Consider the following 22,281-nt stretch of genomic DNA (forward strand, 5'->3'; position numbering starts at 1 on the left):
GCCGAGATTCAGAACACTGCTCGTGAACTTTTCAGGTTCGGCCGCGACACAACCGGAGCGGGTCAAATGGGCGAGATCATTGCGGGTAAACCGGGCCTCGGTCAGTTCGCCTGAAGCACCTTCACATCGAGTATCATGACATATCCAATCACCGAGATTGATGGCCTGCCATCGTTTGCCGCCGCCAAACTGAAATCGCTGGGCATTCGCACGACGGATAGGCTGCTTGAAGCGGCCCGGACCGTCAAGGGCCGCAAGGCCCTTGCGATGAAAACCGGCATCAGCGAGCAGCAGCTGTTGGAATGGGCCAACGTCTCCGACTACATGCGGATTCCCGGCATGGGCAAGGCCAAGGTCGGGTTGGTGCGTGCCGCCGGCGTCACCACGGTTCGCGAACTCGCGCTTCGCAACCCGGCGCGACTGGCGCAGAACATGAGAGAAGTGAATACCAAGCGTAAACTCGTCCGCGTTTTGCCTTCGGAAAAGTCGGTCGAGCAATTGATCGAGCGAGCGCGAAAGCTTCAGCCCAAGATCACCTACTAGGCCTGCCAAAGGCGGCTCGGCGGACGCCGGTGCGGGCGCCTGCTGGATCTTGACTCCCATGCACGGACCGCGCAAAGCGACCGCATGAACGCGATCAGGTCCAGACCCGCCCCGGCAGATCACACGGTATGGCCAGGACTTTTGCACCGGCCGTACCCGGCGGTGATGGGCGTCCTGAATGTAACGCCGGATTCATTTTCAGACGGCGGACGGTTTTTCCTGCCGGAGCGTGCCCTGGCGCAGGCGCATCGCATGATCGCCGAGGGCGCCGACATTATCGACATCGGCGCGGAATCCACCCGGCCCTATGGCGCAAAGCCGGTCTCGACCGAGCAAGAACTGGAGCGCTTGAGGCCGATCCTGAGCGACGTCGTTTCCCTCGGGGTTCCGGTGTCGATCGACAGCATGAAAGCGGGCGTCGCCGCCTGGGCGCTCGATGCAGGTGCTGCCATCGTCAATGACGTCTGGGGCCTGCAGCGCGATCCCGGGATGGCCTCGCTGGTGGCGGCGCGCCAGTCGCCGGTCGTTGTCATGCATAACCGCGACCGCGTCGATGCCGATATCGACATCATGCAAGATATTATCGCCTATTTCGGGCGATCGCTCGACATCGCCGACCGAGCCGGCGTTTCACGTGGAAACATCGTGCTCGACCCCGGCATCGGCTTCGGCAAGACCCCCGCGCAGAGCATGACGGCGCTGGCCCGGCTGCATGAACTCAGCATATTCGGGCTGCCTTTGCTGGTTGGCGCATCGCGCAAGCGTTTTATCAGTTCCGTGGTACCCTCGGAACCGCAGCAGCGTCTGGGGGGCTCGATCGCCGCCCACCTGGTGGCGGCACAAGGCGGCGCGCGGATTGTCCGGACCCATGATGTCGCGGAAACGGTCCAGGCGCTGCGCGTCGCGGCGGCGATCAGGGGCAGGCTGTGACCGATACCATCTTCATCACCGGCGTCGTCATCCACGCCCGCCATGGCGTCATGGAGCATGAGACCGAGGTCGGGCAGCGCTTTGTCATTGATCTCGAACTCTCGGCCGATCTGTCGGACTCCTCGCGCACCGATCGACTCGCCGATACCGTGTCCTATTCCAATGTGGTGACGGCAGCGACCGCGGCTTTCAAAAACGCCAATTATAAGCTCTTGGAACGCGCGGCCGGCGCCGTGGCCGACGCCGTGCTGACGGCATTTCCCCGCGTCAGCGCCATCAAGGTCACGGTACACAAGCCGCACGCCCCGATCGCCGCGATTTTCGAGGATGTTGGCGTGGTCCTGACCCGCACGCGGCAACCCAAGTCTCATGGCTGACGTCCTGATCGCGCTGGGCGGCAATGTCGGCGACGTCCGCGCGACATTCCAAAAGGCGATCACCAATATCTGCGGCATGGCGCAGGCAGCCCTGCTGGCGCGCTCGTCGGATTATGCCACCCCGCCCTGGGGCGATGAGCAGCAGGCCCGCTTCATCAATGCCTGTATCGAAATCGAGACCAGCCTCGATCCCCACGCGCTGCTGTTTACGCTGCACAAAATCGAACAGAAATTCGGCCGCGATCGCACCACGGAGAAACGCTGGGGTCCGCGCAGCCTCGACCTCGATTTGATAGCCTATGACGACGTTTCGATCGCGAGGGCGGAACTGACGCTGCCGCACCCCCTTCTGTTCGAACGTGCCTTCGTGCTGGTGCCACTCGCAGAGATAGCGTCCGGCCGCCTTATCGCCGGACGCAGCATTGCCTCGGCGCTTGCCCTGCTGTCCACAGACGGCATCGAGCGGCTGCCCGATCTTGGCTGACCAGGTCAGCCTTTTCGGGGTCAAAACAACCATTTGGCTTGGCTATCCGTACGTGGCAATTTTCTGATAACAGCGAGCGGCTGGAAGGGAGCGAACGGCCGAATGACCTCTGTAACAGACGACCTGCGGCTGGCAGCAGAATTTGCCCCGGCGAGCTATGAGGATTGGCGCAAGCTGGTCGATGGCGTGCTGAAGGGCGCAGCGTTCGAGAAGCTGGTCACCAAGACCTATGACGGCCTGAAAATCGACCCGATCTATCCGCGCGCCAAAGGCGCGACCCCGGTTGCGGGCCGCGCCGCGGCGATGCCGTGGCAGATCATGCAGCGGATCGATCATCCCGACGCCGTAATGGCCAACACCCAGGCGCTGCACGATCTGCAAAACGGCGCAACCGGGCTGTCGCTGGTGTTCGCCGGCGCCAACGGCGCCCATGGCTTTGGCCTCGAACCGGCAGCGCAAGCCATCGATAAGGTGCTCGACGGCGTCTTCATCGATGCCGGCATATCGATCGAACTTCAGGTCGGTCCGCAGTGGCGCATGGCAGCGCTACACATCGCCGAACATGTCAAGCGCAGAGGTCTGAGCCCGGCGGCTTGCAATATCCGTTTCGGCATCGATCCGATCGGCGCCGCCGCGGTCTGGGGATCCAGCGCCTGTACCTGGCCCGAGATCGTGCCCGCGGTCACCGGCGCGATCAAAGGCCTCGCGGCATCGGGATTCAAGGGCCCGTTCGCGGTCGCCGATGGACGGGTGGTCCATGGTGCCGGCGGATCGGAAGTACAGGAACTGGCGTTCGTGCTCGCCACCGGCGTCGCTTATCTGCGCGCGCTGGAGGGCGCCGGTGTGGCGCTGGAAGATGCCCAGGGCATGATTTATGCGCGGCTCGGTGCGGATGCCGATCAGTTTCTGACACTGGCGAAGTTCCGCGCGCTGCGCTTGCTGTGGGCGCGCATCGAACAAGCTTGCGGCCTCGCGCCCAAACCGATTTTCATCGCCGCCGAGACCGCCTGGCGGATGCTGACCCAGCGCGACGCCTACGTGAACATGCTGCGCGCGACGATGGCGACGTTTGCCGCGGGCCTTGGCGGCGCCAACGCCATCACGGTGCTCCCGCATACGCAGGCCGTGGGATTACCCGATCCGTTCGCGCGGCGCGTCGCGCGCAATACACAACTGGTGCTGCTGGAGGAATCCAATCTGGCCAAAGTGAGCGATCCCGCGGCCGGCTCCGGCGGCATCGAAACCCTGACGCAGCAGCTTTGCGAGGCGGCATGGCGGCTTTTCCAGGAGATCGAGAGCACAGGCGGTGTCTTCGCCGCGCTGGAGCAGAGCCTGATCCAGCGCCAGGCCGCGGCGACGCGCGCGCTACGCGAAGCCAACATTGCCAAGCGCAAGGAAGTGCTGACCGGCGCCACCGAATTTCCCAACCTGCATGAGGCTGACGTCGCGGTGCTGACGGCGAAGCCGGTGGCGCTTGCGCCCTCAGCCGCAGCAAAACTCACCTTCGACGCAATGGCGCCGATGCGGCTGGCGGCGCCGTTCGAGGCCTTGCGCGACCGATCGGATCAGGCCTTGAAGGACAACGGCGCCCGGCCCAAGATCTTTCTTGCCAATCTTGGCACGCCAGCTGACTTCACCGCGCGGGCGACCTTTGCCAAAAGCTTCTTCGAGACTGGCGGGATCGAGGCTGTCGATACCCAGGAAACCGATCCGGCGGCACTGGCCGCAGCCTTCAAGGCGTCCGGCGCGGCGCTGGCCTGCCTGTGTTCGTCCGACAAGATCTATGCCCTTGAGGCATCGGCCGCTGCAGCCGCCCTGCAAACCATCGGGGCTCAATATATCTATCTGGCAGGCCGCCCGGGCGAGCAGGAAGCCGCGCTGCGCGCTGCTGGCGTCGGCGAGTTTATTTTTGCCGGCGGCGACGCGCTGGCGACCTTGAGGGAAGCGTGGAGAAGGATGGAGGCGAAATGACCGCGGCTGCAAAATCCGTCCTGACCGGCGGCTGCCAATGCGGCGCCATTCGCTTCGCGCTGTCGGCGGCGCCGCTCAAGGTGAGCATCTGTCACTGCCGGATGTGCCAGAAGGCATCAGGCGCGCCGTTCGCCTCTTTCGCCGACATCGACCGCAATGATTTCGCCTGGACCCGCGGCCAGCCGGCGGCGTTCCGCTCCTCCTCGATTGCCGAGCGCGATTTCTGCCCGCGTTGCGGCACGCCGCTCAGCTTCCGCCGTATCGACGGCCCGCGCATCGAGATCATGACCGGTGCCTTCGACCGCCCGGACCGGGTAATTCCGATCCAGCAGTTCGGCACCGAATCCCGGCTCGGCTGGGTAGTGGCGATCGCCAATTTGCCGAGCCAGACCACACTGCAGAACTACGGCTCGGACAAGCTTGGCGGCGTCGTCAGCCACCAGCACCCGGACCATGACTGAGAGTTGCTTCATGGGTTTGGCTGCTTATCAAGGAACCCAATCGTGCTAGACTTGCGAGATGTTTCGGCTGCTGACGCAGGTCTCGTTCCAGTTTCTGCTATCGAAATCAGTCGAACGGCTCCGGCCTCGGGCGATGCGGAAAAGCCGTTTCGACGATCCCGTCTACAAGAAGAATGTTCGAGAGATGATCGAACGGAATAAAGGTTTGAGGACACCGCGGAATGACCCGTATTCCTAATTTCGCCGACATCGCGTTCGAGCCCGTTGCTACGGCGACGTCGGCCGGCAGCGCCGAGGCATGGCTGACACCCGAGGGCATACTCGTAAAACCCGCCTACAGCGAAGCCGATCTCGAAGGCATCGACTTCCTCGAAACCTGGCCCGGCATCGCGCCCTATCTGCGCGGTCCCTACCCCACGATGTATGTCAACCAGCCGTGGACGGTCAGGCAATATGCCGGGTTCTCGACGGCGGAGGATTCCAACGCCTTCTACCGCCGCAACCTTGCTGCCGGGCAAAAGGGCCTCTCGGTCGCGTTCGATCTCGCCACCCATCGCGGCTACGACTCCGATCATCCGCGGGTAACCGGCGACGTCGGCATGGCCGGGGTGGCGATCGATTCGATCTATGACATGCGCACGTTGTTTTCAGGTATTCCACTCGACCGGATGAGCGTCTCGATGACCATGAACGGCGCGGTGCTGCCGATCCTCGCGCTGTTCGTGGCGGCGGCAGAGGAACAGGGCGTGCCGCCGGAAAAGCTCTCAGGCACCATTCAGAACGACATTCTGAAAGAGTTCATGGTGCGCAACACCTATATCTATCCGCCGGCGCCCTCGATGCGGATCATCTCCGACATCTTTGCCTATACCTCCGCGAGGATGCCGAAATATAATTCCATCTCGATATCAGGCTATCACATGCAGGAGGCCGGCGCGACGCAGGACCTCGAACTCGCCTATACGCTGGCCGACGGCGTCGAATATCTGCGCGCGGGCCTTGCGGCCGGGCTCGACGTCGACCGCTTCGCGCCGCGGCTTTCGTTCTTCTGGGCGATCGGCATGAACTTCTTCATGGAGGTCGCAAAGATGCGCGCGGCACGGCTGCTCTGGGCCAGGCTGCTGACGCCATTCAACCCACAGGACCCGCGCTCGCTCAGCTTGCGCACGCATTGCCAGACCTCGGGCTGGTCGCTGACCGCGCAGGACGTCTACAACAACGTGATGCGCACCACCATCGAGGCGATGGCGGCAACGCAGGGTCATACCCAGTCACTGCATACCAACGCGCTGGATGAAGCTTTGGCGCTGCCGACCGACTTCTCCGCTCGGATCGCGCGTAACACCCAATTGTTCCTGCAGCACGAGAGCGGCACCACGCGCATCATCGATCCCTGGGGTGGCTCCTATTATGTCGAGCGGCTGACCCGTGATCTCGCGGCGAAAGCCTGGGGCCACATCCAGGAAGTGGAGGGGCTCGGCGGCATGGCGAAGGCGATCGAGGCCGGCGTGCCCAAACTGCGCATCGAGGAAGCCTCCGCCAAGACCCAGGCCCGGATCGACGCTGGCAAGCAGGCCGTGATCGGCGTCAACAAATACCGGCCGGTCAACGAAGCCCCGATCGACGTACTGAAGGTAGAAAATTCCACGGTACGGCGCCTGCAAATCGACAAACTGGCGCGGCTGAAGAAAGAGCGCAAGCAGATGGACGTCGACGCGGCGCTGGCAGCGCTGACCCGCTCGGCCGGCGAAGGCAATGGCAATCTGCTGGCATTGGCGATCGATGCCGCGCGCGCAAAAGCGACCGTCGGCGAGATTTCCGATGCGCTGGAAAAAGTGTTCGGCCGGCACCGCGCCGAAATCAGATCCATCACCGGCGTCTACAAGCGGGAGGCGTCCACCATGACCAACCGGATCGAAAAGGTGCAGGCGCTGATCGACGCCTTCGAGGACGCGGAAGGCCGCCGCCCGCGCATCCTGGTCGCCAAGATCGGCCAGGACGGCCACGACCGCGGCCAGAAGGTGATCGCTTCGGCCTTCGCCGATGTCGGCTTCGACGTCGATATCGGGCCGTTGTTTGCGACCGCCGAGGAAGCGGCGCGACAGGCGGTCGAGAACGACGTGCACATCCTCGGCGTATCGTCGCTTGCGGCGGCCCATCTCACCGCGGTGCCCGAGCTCAAGGCCGCGCTGAAAAAGCAGGGCCGCGAGGACATCATGATCATTGTCGGCGGCGTGGTGCCGCCGCAGGATTACGATGCGCTCTACAAGGCCGGCGCCGAGGCGATCTTCCCGCCGGGCACCGTGATCGCGGATGCCGCCGAAGAGCTGATCCACAAGCTGAATGCCAAGTTGGGGCACAGCGAGGCGGCGGAGTGAGAGAGACCTTCCCGGAATTGTGCCAGTATTGGTTCATGAGCGACGCGGCTGACATCAGGCTGGAGACGATCATCGCCGCATTGCGCGAGATCGCACCCGCGATCAAAGCCGAGGGCGTCACCCGGCTCGCGGTTTTCGGTTCGCGCGCGCGCGGCGATGCCCGACCGGACAGCGATCTCGATATCCTTGTCGAGACCGTTCCGCGCAACGGCAACTCACCCGCTTTCGATCTCTTCAAGGTCATGCATTTGATCGAGGACGCTACGGGATTGGCAACACAGATCTCGATGCACGACTTGCTGAAGCCACGCATCAAGGAACGGATCGCCGACGACCTGGTCGAGGTGTTCTGAATGCCCCCCACCGTCGAGGATCGGCTGCTGGATATCTTTGAAGCGATCACCAAGATCGATAAGCTAATTCACGGTCAGAGTTTAGATCAATTTTCCGCGGACGAAATGCGGCGCATGGCGACAGAGCGGTTGTTGGAGATTGTCTGTGAGGCATCCCGAACAATTCCCGACGCCGTCAAGCGGGAGGGGCCGGGTATCGATTGGCGAAAAATGGTCGATTTCGGCAATCGACTCCGAAACGCCTATCATGCGACCGACGTCGCCATCGTCTGGGACATTCTCCAGAACCATCTGCCGCTGTTGAAGTCATTTGTCGAACGCCGCATTCGTGCATCCAACACATGATGGTCACGCGCCATCTCAATCCGCGGCGGCCGGTAGATTGGCACCCATCCCCTCGCCCGGCTTTGCCGTTGTAAACCAAGCGATGATCCAGCTCAAAACTGCTTCCCTCGACATCGAAGCCCTCGCGCAAGAGCTGCGCGCAGGCCACCGCGCGGCGCTGGCGCGGGCGATCACGTTGATCGAGAGCCGGCGCGGCGACCATCAGGCTGCGGCGCGCGATCTGGTCCAGGCGCTGCTGCCGGATACCGGCAAGGCCATCCGCGTCGGCATTACCGGCTCGCCCGGCGTCGGCAAATCAACCACCATCGACGCCCTCGGCATGTTCCTGATCGACCATGGCCATGAGGTCGCGGTGCTGGCGGTGGATCCCTCCTCGGCACGCACCGGCGGCTCGATCCTCGGCGACAAGACGCGGATGGCGCATCTCGCCGCCTCCGAGCACGCCTATATCCGGCCCTCGCCGGCTTCCGGCACGCTCGGCGGCGTGGCGTCAAAAACCCGCGAGGCGATGCTGTTGTGCGAGTCCGCCGGTTTCGACGTGGTACTGGTAGAGACCGTCGGCATCGGACAATCCGAGACCGCGGTCTGCGACATGACGGATTTCTTCCTGGCGCTGATGCTGCCGGGCGCCGGCGACGAGTTGCAGGGCATCAAGAAGGGCCTTGTCGAACTCGCCGACATGATCGCGATCAACAAGGCTGACGGCGACAATATCAAGCGCGCCAATCTTGCGGCATCAGAATATCGCGGCGCGCTGCACATCCTCAGCCCGCGGTCGGAGCACTGGCACCCGCCGGTCGTGACCTATTCGGCGTTGACGGGCGCCGGCATCGACACGTTGTGGCAGCAAATTCTGGCGCACCGCACGGCGATGACTGCGTCGGGCGAATTTGCCGCGCGGCGCCGGCAGCAGCAGATAAAATGGATGTGGTCGATGCTGGAGCAGCGCATGATGGCGCGGCTGCGCGCCGACGCCTCGGTGCGCGCCAAGGTGAAAAAAATCGAGGCCGAGGTGGCCGATGGCCGCATCACGCCGGCGCTGGCGGCGGATGAGATCGCGGAGATGCTGAAGTGAAATGAGCGACAAACTGCGCATCCTCATCAGCGGCTTCGGGCCATTTCCTGGCGCGCCGTTCAATCCGACCGAGCCGCTGGTGGCGCGGTTGTTGCGGCTGCGCCGTCCCGCATTGGACGCCGTCGAACGGACCGGCCACATCTTTGCGGTGACCTACCAGACCGTCGATCGCGAGCTGCCGCAGCTGTTGAAAAGGCACCGGCCGCAGGCCCTTTTGATGTTCGGGCTTGCTTCCCGCACCCCCTATCTGCGGGTCGAGACCCGCGCCCGCAATGCCGTCACCACGCTGTGGCCAGACGCCGATCACGCCCGGGTGCGCAAGGGATCGATCGAGGGCAACGCCGACGCCCTGAAGTTCGGACCGCATACCGCCAAACTTTTGCGCGCGGCCGATAGCACCGGCGTCGACGTGCGCGCCTCGCGCGATGCCGGCAGTTATCTCTGCAACTATCTGAGCTGGCGCGCAATCGAAGCCACCTGTCGCGACAACGGTCCCCGCCTCGCCGCCTTTGTCCATGTGCCGCTGCTCTCCCGCGGCAGCGGTTCGCCTCGCAAAGGTGCGGCACACCGCGTCACGCTCGATGAACTGGTCGACGTCGGCGCAGTCATGCTATTGGAGATGGTCAAGCTCACACGCCAAGCGCTGCGGGTCGCTCCGTGACTTGCCGTCGGCGCGCCGGCGCCTTTGCCTCGCCAGCGGTCGCGGGTGCGTCCGGAAGGAAAGTTCGGATGTCGAAGAAGATTGACGTCGAAACCGCACCCGTTTCGGCTGGCTCTCGATATCCGGAACCCTTCAACGCGCCATGCCACGACAAAATCAGGCGTCGACTGGCCAAAGCAGCCGGACTCAAGCTCATCGGCATCAACCTACTTGAATTGCAGCCGGGGGCTTGGTCCAGCCAACGGCATTGGCATAGCCAGGCGGAAGAGTTCGTGTATGTCATCGAGGGAGAGGTTGTGCTCGTTACCGAAGGCAGCGAGGAGCTCCTGCACGCGGGCGATTGCGCAGCTTTTCGCCCGGGTGATGCCGATGGGCATCATTTGCAAAATCGATCCGGCGCGCTGGCGCGGGTGCTCGAAATCGGCAACGGCTTTATGCCGGACGACGAGACCTATTATCCAGACATCGATATGCGCGCGTCCGCATTGGGGTATTTCCACAAGGACGGGAAGCCTTACTGAGTCCTTCTCGTGGCGCGCCGTCCATTAACCCTACCGCCAACATTCGTCGTCCTTGGCGCTCGGCTTGGTCACGCACAAATGCATACTGCGCTACTGCGGGACCCGCGGACACACGTCTGACCTGCCGCTGGAGGCATGATGATGACAATAAGTCGCCGCTACCTCATCGGGGCATCCGCTGCCGGGGTCGCCGGGGCGCGCGTCCTATCGCCCGACACCGCGCGAGCGGAACTGCTCACCTCGTCGCTCGGGCGCGACGCCACCCAACATGGCGTCAGGCCCGGCAGCCCCGACGACCAGACCAGGGTCTTGCAGCACGCCATCGATGAGGCCGCGCGCGCGCAAGTCCCGCTGGCACTGCCGCCCGGCATCTACCGCACCGGGATGCTTCGGCTGCAAAACGGTGGGCAACTGATCGGCGTACGCGGGGCGACCAAACTCGTCTTTACCGGCGGAGCATCGATGCTTCAGGGCGAAGGCGCCGGACACGTCAGCCTCGCCCACATCACGCTCGACGGCGGCGGCATTACGCTGCCGGCACGGCGCGGCCTGGTGCACTGCCTCGGCGGTCGCGACATCCGCATCACCGATTGCGAGATCACCGGCAGTGGCGGCGTCGGCATCTGGTTCGAGCAAGTCTCCGGCGAGGTCAGCGGCAACATCATCACCAACACAGCCTCGACCGCGGTTCTGTCGTTCGACGCAAGGGGCTTATTGGTTTCGCGCAACAGCATTATCGACACCAACGACAACGGCATCGAAATCCTGCGCACCGCGATCGGCGACGACGGCACGCAGGTTCTCGACAACCGTATCGAGGACATCAAGGCCGGCCCCGGCGGCTCCGGACAATACGGCAACGCCATCAACGCATTTCGCGCCGGCAACGTCATCGTGCGGGGAAATCGGATCCGCAACTGCGACTATTCGGCGGTGCGCGGCAATTCGGCGTCCAACATCCAGATCACCGGCAACAGCGTCAGCGATGTCCGCGAGGTGGCCCTGTATTGCGAATTTTCATTCGAGGGCGCTGTGATCGCCAACAACACAGTGGACGGCGCGGCGTTGGGGGTCTCGGTCTGTAATTTCAATGAGGGCGGCCGGATCGCGGTCGTGCAGGGCAACATCATTCGCAACCTGTTGCCAAAACGGCCGATCGGCACCGCACCTGACGACGATGCCGGGATCGGCATCTACGTCGAGGCCGATACGTCAGTGTCGGGCAATGTGGTCGAGAATGCGCCATCGTTCGGCATCGTCGCCGGCTGGGGCAAATATCTGCGCGACGTCGCGATCTCAGGCAACGTGATCCGCAATGCCATGGTCGGCATCGGCGTTTCAGTGGTGCCGGGCGCGGGCACCGCGCTGGTCAACAACAACATGATCTCGGAAACACCACGCGGCGCCGTGGTCGGGCTCGATCACGCGCTGCCCGTCACATCCGATCTTTCAGCCGAGGGTGCGCAACGCTTCACCCAGGTCGTGATCGGAATGAATGCGATAAGAAAATAGGCTCACATCGGCGGCCTGCCGCCTTCACCCGTTTGGCCGCTATGGCGGCACGGCGCCACCGAACCCTACAGCATCGCGTTGCGCAGCAGTGGGTAGCGTTGCTGCATCGCGGCGATGTCCAGCGTCAGCACCGGAGCATGGTCCTGGGATGACTCCAGGACCGACTTCACGTCGCGCTTTTTCAAGCCTGGCTTCGAGGCCGGCGTAATTAAATCTAGAATCGGTTCGGAACGCGCAATGGCCGGACCATCGGGAGCCGCTCCGGCGATCGAAACATCCGCTGGCGACGCTGCTGTTATCTCCGGCAACCGCGGCTGCGGCCGATGAGTCTCGGCCGGCGGCTCGCGGCGCGGCGGCGCACCGCGACCGCTACCGAGCCAGGAAACGTCGACCGCCGAATTGTCGCGGGAGGCTTCGCGCACCGACAGATCGCGCCAGATATCCAGCGCGGTTCTGGCCTCGCGGATATTCTCCATAAAACTCGCCTCGCTGTGATAGCGGCGCCAGCGCCCGCTCTCGAACATTTCGGTGAGGTAGTCGAGCCGCTGCTCGGCAAGTGCGCACCAGCGCTCAAGGATATCGCGACCGCGCGCCGCGTCGACGAGATGTGTCATGGACCTGCCCGTAAGGAGAAAACGGACGCAATGCAACGAAAACGAATCAAACCATGGCGAAGATAGTTTACGGAAAAAGTTAATAATTCGTAGCAATGAATTCCGGTCGGGTCAGCGGGCATCGGAGGAAAGTCACAGAAATTCTGATTTACAGGGCTATCCGCGGTGGCCGCGTCGCGGACCAGTGCTGGCTCAAGACGCCAGCTGGAAATGAAAGACCCGTCCGGGGGGACAACCGGACGGGTCAAGCCATATGGGCGCTTGGGGTGGATGGGCGCTCGCGCCGAATACAGCCTCATGGGGAGGGTTTTCCGCTCCCACAAACATAAGTCGCCGCAGGGCCGCACACGTTCAACGCGCCCACCATCTTTTTTTAACTTCTTGCCGGGATTTCGACGCGGGCAGTTATTGCGCGGGCGCGCGATTGGCCTCGCCGACGGCCGCTTTGCCGGACGCCATTGCCGCAGCAGGCGGGATCAAGGTCCCGGTCGCGGGAACCTGTTGCCGGTCCGACGCATTTTCGATCTTGCCGGCCGAGGCAACCGGCACCGGCGCGGTGGCCGAGACCGCCGCAAAGGCATCCGCTTCGCCGGCACCGAACATATCGTCACGGCCGGGAGGCCCGAGATCGCGCGCGGTTTTTGTCAGGATCGCGCGAACCTCATCCGGCTTCAATGCAGGATTGCGCTCCAGGATCAGGGCAATCAGACCACTGACATAAGCGGCGGAAAACGAGGTGCCTGACATCATCTGATATTTTCCGTCCGGCACCGGCAGAAAGATATCTACCCCGGGAGCGGCAAGCGCGACATAGCTGCCGCGATTGGATGCCGCAAACAGCCGGTCCTGGGCATCGGTGGCGCTGACCGCGATCACCGCGGCGTTGGCGGCGGGATACAGCGGCGGCGAGTTCGGTCCGGCATTGCCGGCGGCGGCAACCATCACAATGCCCCTGGCGGCCGCAACCGCGATACCACGATCGACCAAGCCGTCCTTCGGGCCCGCGAAGCTCATATTGACGATCTGCGCACCATGCGCCGCGGCATAGTCGAGCGCTTTCAGGACGACGAACGACGTGCTTTCGGCGCCACTCGGCGCGTCGCCGAAAGCGCGGATCGCCAAAATCCTCGCCGCCGGCGCACTTCCCATCAACCGCGCATGCGCCGCGATCGCACCCGCGACGCCGGTGCCGTGGGCATGCGGACCTTCCTTGCTTCCAAGCGCATCGAAGCTTCCCGCAATCGAATTAGCCAGCTCCGGATGTGTGACGTCGATGGCGGCATCAATCACGGCAATGATGACGTTGGCGCCGTTCGCGAGCCCATGCGCCTGAGGCAATCGAAGTTTCGCGTTGGCGTATTGCGCGGGGTCGCCCTCGGTCAATGCCGCCCCTTGATCCTGCAGCACATAACGGAAATTCGGCTGCACCGAGCGAACGCTGGCATCGGCGGCGAATTCGCGGCTGACCGCCTCGGACGAGCGGCGGTCTGTGATGCGGAACAGGCCGATGGAGGCGCTGACGAGCGGAAAATACCCTGACTGCAGACGCGCAAGACCATGGCGCCGTGCCAGTTCGTCGGCCTGGGCGTTGGAGAGTGATCCGTCGATTTCGGCCACGAGTTCGCCCGCGATCGCGCGCAGGCCGGGAACCGCCAGCATGGCGTTACCGCGCGCTCCCTTGTCCCTGCCTCTCGCCGACGGTCCGCCGCTGCCGCCACCATTGGCCGACCTGAAGCGCCGATCCGGGCATCCACCTCCGCTGTCGCGGTCGGCGGAACTGCAGGGCGGATATGTCCTGAGGTTGGGTGACGTACTGTCCAGTCCTGTCACCGTGCTACCGGCGATGTTCGGATTGATCCGGGGCGCCACCACCGGATTGATCCGGGGCGCCACCGTCGGCCCGATACTTGGGATGCGCGACTCGATGTTGAGGTTGGGCGAGCGCATGATACTTTGCGCCTGAACCGCCGAGCCATCGAGATCGGCGAACAGCAATGACGCTGTTGTCAAAGCCAACAGCGCAAGGCGCTTCTTCATCCGCCAATTCGCACGATCTTGGACCATGACGCCTCGGATCTTTGGGTTATCGCACATTGCGCCATACCGCCTACCGACTTGGCCTCGCCCTCGAAGCGATGCGCATCGAATACGAGGCGCCCACTACGGTGTCGGCACCGCGAGACTGACGCTGTTCTCGTTTTGAAGCTTGCTGATCAGGCTGGAAACCTCATCCTCCGTCATCGGCTTGTTACCGAACTGAAGCCGGAACAGGCCGCCCTTGGCGCCGCCGATGATCGAGGCCTGGTAGTTGTCAAGCAGTGCCGTGATGTCGCCGACACGCGCCTCCGGCGCGAACCGCACCAGCGCGCGCGGCGGTGCTTCCGGCCCCGGCGCGCGGGTTGTCGGCTCGTCGGTGCTCAACGACGCCGCCTGGTAGGTGGCAGCCTGATTCTTCATCAGCACCGCCCCGATCACGCCGGCCTGCAATAGCAACGCCAGCGCGCCGAGGCTCGCCGACCAGGCCAGCGTCCGCGGCGACAGGCTTGCGAAAAACCCGGCGATCCACGCGAAGAAATTGAACGACGCCGATGGCCGGCCCGCCGGCTCTGCGTCAATCGCCCTGAACAGCTTCTGCATCGCGCGCGCGGATGGTGCACCGAGGCTTTCGTTGAGAAGAATGGTCTCGGCATACTCTTCCCGGATCACGGCATATTGCCTGGCGAGAGCGGCATCGCGGGCGAGCGCTTCATCGACGCGGCGCGCGTCGCGCGCATTCAGCGTGCCCGCCGCATGCCATGGCAGCAGCATTTCTATTTCGCTGGGCTCTTGCTGCCGCATTTTTTTGCTCGTCGCCATCATGGCCAGCCTCGTTCTATGCCGGTTGCCTTCAGCAGTTCGGCTAGTTTCTTGCGCGCATAAAACAGCCGCGTCTTCACAGTGTTTTCCGGTATGCCGACAACTTCAGCCACCTCTTCCACGGATTTCTCGTGGTAGTAGACAAGATCGACGATCTCCCGATGTTCCGGCGAAAGCGAGGTCAGGCACTTGCGCAACGCTTCACTGGTATCCTTCTTCTGCACCGCCACTTCCGGATCGTCGGAGGTGTCCTCGATCGCATCGGCGGCCTCATTGTCCAGTTCCGCGTCCCTCCTGCGCCGCAACGCAGACAGAGCCTTGTATCGCGTAATCGCCAGCAGCCAGGTGGAAACGGCGGATCGGCCCTCGAACTTGCCGGCCTGACGCCACACATCGAGGAAAACCTCGCTGATGAGGTCTTCCGCGACCTGTTCGTCCCGCACCAGCCGAAGCCCGAAGCGAAACACCCTGACGTGGTGCCTTCCATACAGCACCTGCATGGAGAGCCGGTCGCCTCGAGCGATCCGAGCGATCAGGACCTCGTCCTTAGCCGCCTCTGTCGCACTCAATGGCCGTCTCACTGGGTTAGTCGAACTCGGGGGGCGGCGGTTCGATCGGAAAGGCAAGATTCTCGAATATATCTCAACGGCCCGATCGCATCTGTGATGTATCCCACACAAGGACAGAAGGATTGCAATCGGTATTATAATATAGGTTTCGGACCTGGACCATTCGCGGGCCACCTTACCAATACCTCGCTCACAAAGCAGCTGCCGCACGACCCTCCGGCTGCGTCGGATGAATTTTAATTGCAGAGCGAGGCCGATCGTAACCTTGGATGGTCGGCATTCGGCGGCGAAAAGATACTAAACCTAAAGGCTTTGCTCCCTAAACTTCCACCGGATAAATTTCAACACGGCGGAAGATGAACAGCGCGGCTTCATCGTTTCAAGGTCAGGGCCCCGGCAGCGCAGCCGGGCTCGCTTCTGGGTTGCCGTCGGAACTGTTGAAGCGGCGAGTTGAAAGTCGTCGGCAAACCTATGCGGCGCAGGCTGCTAGTTATATGCTGAGCGCAATTGTCCTTCTGCTCTATGTTTATGCCGGCACTATCACCGTAGTCATCCCAGCGGCGTTCTTTTTAGGCGGCCTCAGCCTGATCGGCGTCTTTGCCATCCTGTCAGAAATGGGCGTCAATGATGTTTTTGAGGATCACCATCTCACGGTTTTTCAGGTCGTCGGGCATGTCGCGCTCCAGCTCGGTTTTCTGCTGGCTGCGCCCAAAATAGGCTACGCCTTCCTGAACGTAGTGTTTCTTGTTTTCGGAGTTGCCGCCTTGCGGATGACACCGCGGCAGGCCGCGATGGCATGGACTCTCACGGCGATCGGCGTCGTTGCGATTTTTCTGATGACGCATCTCCCCCTTGGGATGCCGGTGGCCACGCCTGCCGAGCGCCTTTGCGCAGCGCTTTGCTTCGTTGTCTCGATCGGACAATGCGCATTCGTCGGACTCTACGGCGACTCGCTGCGGCAGAAGCTTCACTTGCGCGGCGTCGAGCTCAGCGAGGCCTATGAGCGTATCGAGGAGCTCGCCGAGCTCGACGAACTGACCGGCTCCTTCAACCGCCGCTGCATCATGAGGATGCTGGATGACGAGATCGACCGCACCCATCGCAGCGAGACGCCCTGCTCGATCGCGCTGATCGATCTCGACTGGTTCAAACGCATTAACGACGCCTATGGACATCCCACCGGCGACGAAGTGCTGAGGACCTTCGCCATCACGATATTCGCAAACATCCGCAACTTGGACAGGTTCGGCCGCTACGGCGGCGAGGAATTTCTGCTGGTGCTCCCCGGCACGGCCGACGGTGAGGCTGCGCGCATCATTGACCGGCTGCGGGCGATCATCGCCGACCTCGACTGGAGCGCGTTCTCGCCGGGCATGCAGGTTACGATGTCCGCAGGGATCGCGAGCCTGAGGCCGGAGGAGAGCTCCGATACGTTTCTGGCCCGCGCCGACAGCGCGCTCTATGCAGCCAAAGCAGGAGGACGCAACCGCATCGCTAGTGTCTGAATCCGACCACCTCCGTGTTGGCGGGACGAAGAATGGTCCCCACTCTGCACACCCGAACGCTCCAGGAAAGAGTCATGAGTTCGAAATCCGTTTCTCCCTCTGAAAGTCTACTTGACGAATTGCAATCAACGCTTGCGCACGGAACCGTCGCCCGCCGGGTCGAGGCCCTGCGCCGCGTCACCGACCTCTTTATCAACGGCGCGGTGGATTATTCCAGCGAACAGATCGCGCTGTTCGACGATGTCTTCCAGTGCCTGATGGAACACATCGAGAGCTCCGCCAAGGTGCTGCTCGCCAATCGTCTCGCCCCGATCTACACCGCGCCGCAGCTTACCGTTCGCGCGCTGGCGCTCGACGATCTCATCGAGGTCGCAGCGCCGGTGCTGTCGGGATCGGAGCGGCTCGACGACGAGGCGCTGATCGAGACCGCGCGCAACAAAAGCCAGGCGCATTTGTTGGCGATTTCGACGCGACGGGTGCTGAGCGGCGCGGTCACTGACGTGCTGGTGCTGCGCGGCAATGACGAGGTCATACAGAGCACCGTCCGCAATCCCGGCGCCGAATTCTCCAAGCGCGGCTTCACCCGGCTGGTCAATCGCGCCGAGGGCAACGACGATCTTGCGACCTGCCTCGCGATGCGGCCGACGATCCCGCGACACCTATACCTGAAGCTGATCGCAAAAGCCTCGGTGACGGTGCGGGCACGGCTTGAAGCCGCAAATCCGAAGCAGGCGGGCGACGTGCCGACCGCGGTACGCGAAGCGACCCGGCTGGCGCGCTTCGCGCCCGCCGCCTTCACCCGGGACACCACGACGGCCCACGCGCTGGTCAAATCATTGCACGAGGACGGCAGGCTCGATGAATTTCAGGTAGCGGCGTTCGCCGAGGCCGGCAGATTCGACGAAGCCAATGCCGCGATCGCGGCGCTCGCCAACGTGCAGGTGTCGATCGCCGAACAAATGATGGTGGACACCCGCGCCGAAGGCGTCATGATCCTGGCGAAGGTCGCAGCAATGTCGTGGTCGACCGTGAAGGCGATTATCAATATGCGCGACGGCCTCTCTGGCACGGAACCGGCCGACCTCGTGGCCTGCCGGGCCGTCTACGAACGGCTGCGGCCCTCGACCGCGCAGCAGGTACTGCGCTTCCACCGCATGCAGCAGACCGTGGAGCCCGCTCCGGCGGCATGATCGGCAAACTCCGTATCGTGCAGGCGAGTTGTCGTCCAGGCGAGCGCGGCGACGAGGACGGGGATTCCTGCCGTCAAAACCTCAGGACTCTCGATCCCGCCAGTGCGCCGACGGCGGCGACCAGCGCTGCGGCGATGGTGTACCAAGTCGCCACGAAAAACGGTGAATCGTCGGGGCAGTGCGAAGCGTACAGCGTCGCCGCCAAGCCTGCGGCCAGTAATCCGGCGATTGCACCGGCAACCACGGGCCGCGTCGGCGCACCATGACGCAATCCGACCAGCGCCGCCGCCAGCAGCGGCAGCGACATCAGCGGGATCGCGGTCACGCAAATCCGCGAATTGCTGCCAACCAATCGCGTCATCACCGGCAGCCGCTGCGGCAGCATCATCTCGCCTGCGATCCCGGCAAGGAGAAGTCCGGCCGGCATCAGCAGCAACCACGCCCAGCCGTGCAGCGAGGCCTCCGGCCGCGATAAATGCAGGCTGACCACGATCGCCGGAATCGCCAGCGCCAGCGTCACTGCAAACTTCAGGTCGAAGAACGGATTATGCATCGCGGTCATGACGTCGGGACGGATTCCCAGACCCAAGAAGAACATCACCCCCGAAACCGGCGCCGCCGACAGCAACGCCAGCGCCAGCGCGAACCCAACCGGCCGCGCACGGTGCGTGCTGTCGGCGGCGAGCGTTCGAATGAGCTGATCGGTCTCCATTTCACTGTTCCCGAAGTCTGGCGGTGAGGCTGGCGAGCGCCCGATGCAGCGCCACGCGCACCGCGCCCTCGCTCATCGCAAATTTCGCCGCGGTATCCTTGATCGACGCGGCGTCGACCGCGATCGCCTGCAGAACCTCGCGCTGGCGCGGCGGCAAGGACTGGAGCTTTGCCGCGATCTCGCTCGCGGGCGCGACTTCCGCCGCCGGCTCGCTCGGTATCGTCTCGGCGAAATCGTCGATGTTGACGAAAACCCGCCGGCCGCGGCGGCGCAGCGCGTCGATCAGCTTGTTGCGGGCGATTGCAAACAGCCACGGCGCAAACGGCGCTTCGACGTCCCAGGTATGCCGTTTTAGATGCACCGCCAACAAAATGTCCTGCACGATGTCCTCGGATTGATCGACCGGTTGACCTGCCCGCGCCAGCCCGCGACGCGCCGCTGCCCTCAAGACCGGCGTGATGGCCTTAAGCAACCGATGGTATGCAGCGCTGTCCCCTGAAATGGCCGACCGCATCAGGCCGGTCCATTCATCGTCACGTTCGCGCACCCGCGCTCCTACACAGCAATTCGGTCGATCTTTCAATTTGTTACGCCGAGCCGCTTCAATCACGAAATCGTGATCTTAGCTTCCTTCGGGATTGGGATCGTGGCGTCCAGCTTGAAGCAGCCTCGACATCGAATTCCGCCCTGGCGAGCTCTTAACATCGTTCGCCTCCGCGCACACGCGGCGCATTGAACGCAAAAATATCCGGCGAACAAGATTCCTGAACATCCGCCGAGGCGCGTCGCCGCAGCCCTGTCGGCGGGACTCGCCCGAAAATTCCCTTTTTTCTGCCCCGTTGCGAACACGCCGTGAGGTCTCTCTTCCGGATTTGCGGCCGGCAAACAGGAGATTGCCACATGACGGTCAAAGCCAGCGGGCAGTCGGCATTGATACTGGCTACAGGGCTCCTCATCTGTTTCTTGGGCCCGTCGCTGGCGGCGGACCCATCGAATGCTGCGGCAAATTCGGCATCGGAAAGCACGCACGCCCCTGTCGCGCCCAGTACGCAACGGGCGCACCGCTTGAAAAGCGCCGCCCATGCTAAATCCAGCAAGGTGCGGCCGAAATCGTCCGCCGCCAAGCAAGACGCAGCCACCAATAACGGCGCCGGTTCATCGGCAATGCCGCCATCGGTGGCCGACGCCAATGCAGAATTGACTCCGACCCTGCCGGTCGGCAACGACACGGGCTTGGCCGCACGGGCCAATCAGACAGCCGCCGAGCCCGCCGCCGACCCGGTCGTCTCGTCCGAACAACTCAACGACCTCGATCGGGCGATGCAGGCGGGCACACCCCCCGCAATGTCCCGTACGATGGCCGCCAGCGACACCCCGGCCATGGCCGAGCTCGTCGCGTCGAGCAATAATGAACCCGCAAACGCGGACCGGACCTCCCTGATCGGAGAGATTTTCATCGGATTAGGCGTCCTGCTGACCCTGTCCACCGCCGTTCGCATGTTAAGGGCGTAGCCAGACGCGTGCCCAGCGCGCGCCGAATGCAAAGTGCGACCCTGGCGCGGCGGGGCCAGGGCCGCGTCCCGAATATGGTCTGTCTATCCCCCCACTTGAAGCCCAACCCGCCAGCGGGCACATTACCCGCGAAATCGGGCGGGAATGGAACATGAGCACCTTCGAACACATCATTGTCGACATCAAAGGCGCGGTCGGCATCATTACGCTGAACCGTCCGAAGGTGCTCAATGCGCTGTCCTTCGGCGTGTTTCGGGAAATCGCCGCGGCGGTCGATGATCTCGAAGCCGACGACAAGATCGGATGCATCCTTTTGGCCGGCGGCGAAAAAGCCTTCGCCGCAGGCGCCGATATCGGGGAGATGCAGCCGAAAACCTTCATCGACATGTTCGCCTGCGACTTCACGTCGATAGGTGCCGACCGGGTCGCCAATTGCCGCAAGCCGACGATCGCCGCCGTCGGCGGCTATGCGCTCGGCGGCGGCTGCGAACTGGCGATGATGTGCGACATCATCATTGCCGCCGAAACTGCCAAGTTCGGACAGCCGGAAATCAATCTGGGCACCATCCCCGGCATCGGCGGAACCCAGCGGCTGACGCGCGCGGTCGGCAAATCCAAGGCAATGGACCTCTGCCTCACCGGGCGGATGATGGACGCGGCCGAGGCGGAGCGATCCGGTCTGGTCAGCCGCGTGGTGGCCGCCGGCAAACTGATGGACGAGGCGATGGCGATGGCGGAGAAAATCGCGGCGATGTCGCGTCCCGCGGCCGCCATGGCCAAGAGCGCCATCAATCGCGCGTTCGAGACGACGCTCACCCAAGGCCTCAACGTCGAACGCGACCTGTTCCACTCAACCTTCGCGCTGGAAGATCGCTCCGAAGGCATGGCGGCGTTCATCGAGAAACGCAAGCCGGTGAACAAGAACCGCTAGCCTCCACGGACTCCCGGCTGATGTGCTATCCTGCGTGTTGCAGAATGGCAGATGATGGAAACCTGGGGAGTGAGACGATGTTCACGCGACGCGGTATCATGCTGGCCTCCCTTGCGGCCGGCGTAACCATGCCCAACCGAACCGCCCTTGCCAAAGCGTCGCAGCCCTCGACGCCGGTGAATTTCGCGGTGCCTGCCGGCACCTGCGATTGCCACACCCACATTCACGGCGATCCCGAAAAATTTCCGTTCTTCGAAGGCCGGGTCTATACGCCGGAACCGGCATCGCCCGAAGAGATGTCGGCGCTGCACAAGGCACTGCATGTCGAGCGCGTGGTGATCGTGACGCCGAGCGTTTACGGCACCGACAATTCGGCCACGCTGTTCGGCATGAAGGCGCGCGGTACCACGGCGCGCGGCGTCGCCGTGATCGACGACAAGACGCCGGAGGCCGATCTCGATGCCATGAACCAGGCCGGCATTCGCGGCATCCGGCTCAATCTCGCCACCGGCGGCGTCAACGATCCCGCGGTCGGCCGGCCGCGCTTTCAGGCCGCAGTCGATCGGGTGAATGGCCGCCGCTGGCATGTCCAGCTGTTCACCAGTCTTCAGATGATTTCCGCGATCAAGGATCTCGTCGCCGCCTCCCCGGTGCCGGTCGTGTTCGATCACTTCGGCGGGGCGCAGGCGGAACTGGGCTTGGACCAGCCGGGCTTTGCCGATTTGCTGGAACTGGTGCGCTCGGGCAAGGCCTACGTAAAGATCTCCGGCGCCTACCGGGC

General features: G+C 63.4%; 24 protein-coding genes and 1 pseudogene. 19 read left to right on the top strand and 6 right to left on the bottom strand.

Features of this window, described 5'->3' with window-relative positions; all coding sequences use genetic code 11:
• The 14 genes and pseudogenes from ABSG20_RS07525 to ABSG20_RS07590 all read left to right on the top strand — a co-directional run.
• Nucleotides 1-114: pseudogene (locus ABSG20_RS07525) on the top strand (DUF2267 domain-containing protein); the annotation flags it as partial.
• Nucleotides 115-135: 21 nt separating this feature from the next.
• Nucleotides 136-543 carry a DUF4332 domain-containing protein gene (locus tag ABSG20_RS07530; RefSeq protein ID WP_423863870.1) on the top strand — a complete coding sequence of 136 codons (408 nt, stop codon included), beginning with the start codon at nt 136-138 and terminating at the stop codon, nt 541-543.
• 84 nt (nt 544-627) lie between these two features.
• Nucleotides 628-1,473, top strand: a complete 846-nt coding sequence (folP, locus tag ABSG20_RS07535) for a dihydropteroate synthase (protein WP_423863871.1) — start codon at nt 628-630, stop codon at nt 1,471-1,473.
• On the top strand, nt 1,470-1,850 hold the full coding sequence (gene folB, locus ABSG20_RS07540; protein ID WP_423863872.1) for a dihydroneopterin aldolase: 381 nt from the start codon (nt 1,470-1,472) through the stop codon (nt 1,848-1,850). Before folP ends, folB begins: the two co-directional genes overlap by 4 nt.
• Nucleotides 1,843-2,334 carry a 2-amino-4-hydroxy-6-hydroxymethyldihydropteridine diphosphokinase gene (gene folK, locus ABSG20_RS07545; protein ID WP_423863873.1) on the top strand — a complete coding sequence of 164 codons (492 nt, stop codon included), beginning with the start codon at nt 1,843-1,845 and terminating at the stop codon, nt 2,332-2,334. The genes folB and folK overlap by 8 nt, the downstream gene beginning before the upstream one ends.
• 102 nt (nt 2,335-2,436) lie before the next feature.
• Nucleotides 2,437-4,305: a methylmalonyl-CoA mutase family protein gene (locus tag ABSG20_RS07550; protein WP_423863874.1), complete on the top strand. Its 1,869-nt coding sequence runs from the start codon at nt 2,437-2,439 to the stop codon at nt 4,303-4,305.
• On the top strand, nt 4,302-4,766 hold the full coding sequence (locus tag ABSG20_RS07555; RefSeq protein ID WP_423863875.1) for a GFA family protein: 465 nt from the start codon (nt 4,302-4,304) through the stop codon (nt 4,764-4,766). Before ABSG20_RS07550 ends, ABSG20_RS07555 begins: the two co-directional genes overlap by 4 nt.
• A 221-nt stretch (nt 4,767-4,987) precedes the next feature.
• On the top strand, nt 4,988-7,144 hold the full coding sequence (gene scpA / locus ABSG20_RS07560; protein ID WP_423863876.1) for a methylmalonyl-CoA mutase: 2,157 nt from the start codon (nt 4,988-4,990) through the stop codon (nt 7,142-7,144).
• A 35-nt stretch (nt 7,145-7,179) separates the two neighbouring features.
• A complete protein-coding gene (locus ABSG20_RS07565) occupies nt 7,180-7,497 on the top strand; it encodes a nucleotidyltransferase family protein (protein ID WP_423863893.1) in 318 nt (105 codons plus the stop codon).
• The gene (locus ABSG20_RS07570) at nt 7,498-7,842 is read left to right on the top strand and encodes a HepT-like ribonuclease domain-containing protein (RefSeq protein ID WP_423863877.1); all 345 of its coding nucleotides are present in this window, start codon (nt 7,498-7,500) and stop codon (nt 7,840-7,842) included.
• An 82-nt stretch (nt 7,843-7,924) separates the two neighbouring features.
• Nucleotides 7,925-8,917, top strand: a complete 993-nt coding sequence (meaB, locus tag ABSG20_RS07575; RefSeq protein WP_423863878.1) for a methylmalonyl Co-A mutase-associated GTPase MeaB — start codon at nt 7,925-7,927, stop codon at nt 8,915-8,917.
• Between the two features lies 1 nt (nt 8,918).
• A complete protein-coding gene (locus tag ABSG20_RS07580; RefSeq protein ID WP_423863879.1) occupies nt 8,919-9,578 on the top strand; it encodes a pyroglutamyl-peptidase I in 660 nt (219 codons plus the stop codon).
• Between the two features lie 68 nt (nt 9,579-9,646).
• Nucleotides 9,647-10,099: a cupin domain-containing protein gene (locus ABSG20_RS07585; protein ID WP_423863880.1), complete on the top strand. Its 453-nt coding sequence runs from the start codon at nt 9,647-9,649 to the stop codon at nt 10,097-10,099.
• Nucleotides 10,100-10,240: 141 nt separating this feature from the next.
• Nucleotides 10,241-11,611: a TIGR03808 family TAT-translocated repetitive protein gene (locus ABSG20_RS07590; protein ID WP_423863881.1), complete on the top strand. Its 1,371-nt coding sequence runs from the start codon at nt 10,241-10,243 to the stop codon at nt 11,609-11,611.
• 65 nt (nt 11,612-11,676) lie between these two features.
• On the opposite strand, the gene ABSG20_RS07595 is transcribed toward ABSG20_RS07590, so the two are convergent.
• From ABSG20_RS07595 to ABSG20_RS07610, 4 genes are all read right to left on the bottom strand, one after another.
• Nucleotides 11,677-12,225, bottom strand: a complete 549-nt coding sequence (locus ABSG20_RS07595; protein ID WP_423863882.1) for a TIGR03809 family protein — start codon at nt 12,223-12,225, stop codon at nt 11,677-11,679.
• A gap of 405 nt (nt 12,226-12,630) precedes the next feature.
• Nucleotides 12,631-14,262: a S8 family serine peptidase gene (locus ABSG20_RS07600; RefSeq protein ID WP_423863883.1), complete on the bottom strand. Its 1,632-nt coding sequence runs from the start codon at nt 14,260-14,262 to the stop codon at nt 12,631-12,633.
• 123 nt (nt 14,263-14,385) lie between these two features.
• The gene (locus tag ABSG20_RS07605) at nt 14,386-15,084 is read right to left on the bottom strand and encodes a hypothetical protein (protein WP_423863884.1); all 699 of its coding nucleotides are present in this window, start codon (nt 15,082-15,084) and stop codon (nt 14,386-14,388) included.
• Nucleotides 15,081-15,650, bottom strand: a complete 570-nt coding sequence (locus ABSG20_RS07610) for a sigma-70 family RNA polymerase sigma factor (protein ID WP_423863885.1) — start codon at nt 15,648-15,650, stop codon at nt 15,081-15,083. Before ABSG20_RS07610 ends, ABSG20_RS07605 begins: the two co-directional genes overlap by 4 nt.
• Before the next feature lie 356 nt (nt 15,651-16,006).
• Here ABSG20_RS07610 and ABSG20_RS07615 point away from each other — a divergent pair, with 356 nt between their 5' ends.
• Both ABSG20_RS07615 and ABSG20_RS07620 read left to right on the top strand, forming a co-directional pair.
• Nucleotides 16,007-17,155, top strand: a complete 1,149-nt coding sequence (locus ABSG20_RS07615; RefSeq protein ID WP_423863886.1) for a GGDEF domain-containing protein — start codon at nt 16,007-16,009, stop codon at nt 17,153-17,155.
• Nucleotides 17,156-17,229: 74 nt separating this feature from the next.
• Complete coding sequence (locus tag ABSG20_RS07620) at nt 17,230-18,345, top strand: DUF2336 domain-containing protein (RefSeq protein WP_423863887.1); 1,116 nt, start codon at nt 17,230-17,232, stop codon at nt 18,343-18,345.
• A 73-nt stretch (nt 18,346-18,418) separates the two neighbouring features.
• Here ABSG20_RS07620 and ABSG20_RS07625 read toward each other — a convergent pair whose 3' ends face one another.
• Nucleotides 18,419-19,057, bottom strand: coding sequence for an NrsF family protein (locus ABSG20_RS07625; RefSeq protein WP_423863888.1), 639 nt, complete (start codon nt 19,055-19,057; stop codon nt 18,419-18,421).
• 1 nt (nt 19,058) lies between these two features.
• The gene (locus tag ABSG20_RS07630) at nt 19,059-19,604 is read right to left on the bottom strand and encodes a sigma-70 family RNA polymerase sigma factor (RefSeq protein WP_423863889.1); all 546 of its coding nucleotides are present in this window, start codon (nt 19,602-19,604) and stop codon (nt 19,059-19,061) included.
• Between the two features lie 353 nt (nt 19,605-19,957).
• Between ABSG20_RS07630 and ABSG20_RS07635 the strand changes: the two genes are divergently transcribed.
• From ABSG20_RS07635 to ABSG20_RS07645, 3 genes are all read left to right on the top strand, one after another.
• Nucleotides 19,958-20,569 (top strand): hypothetical protein, encoded by a 612-nt coding sequence (locus ABSG20_RS07635; RefSeq protein ID WP_423863890.1) that lies wholly within the window; start codon nt 19,958-19,960, stop codon nt 20,567-20,569.
• 151 nt (nt 20,570-20,720) lie between these two features.
• Nucleotides 20,721-21,500: an enoyl-CoA hydratase gene (locus ABSG20_RS07640; RefSeq protein ID WP_423863891.1), complete on the top strand. Its 780-nt coding sequence runs from the start codon at nt 20,721-20,723 to the stop codon at nt 21,498-21,500.
• A gap of 77 nt (nt 21,501-21,577) precedes the next feature.
• A partial coding sequence (locus ABSG20_RS07645) for an amidohydrolase family protein (protein WP_423863892.1) occupies nt 21,578-22,281 on the top strand: 704 nt, incomplete at its 3' end.

This window comes from Bradyrhizobium sp. (genome assembly GCF_049512235.1).
Taxonomy (GTDB): domain Bacteria; phylum Pseudomonadota; class Alphaproteobacteria; order Rhizobiales; family Xanthobacteraceae; genus Bradyrhizobium.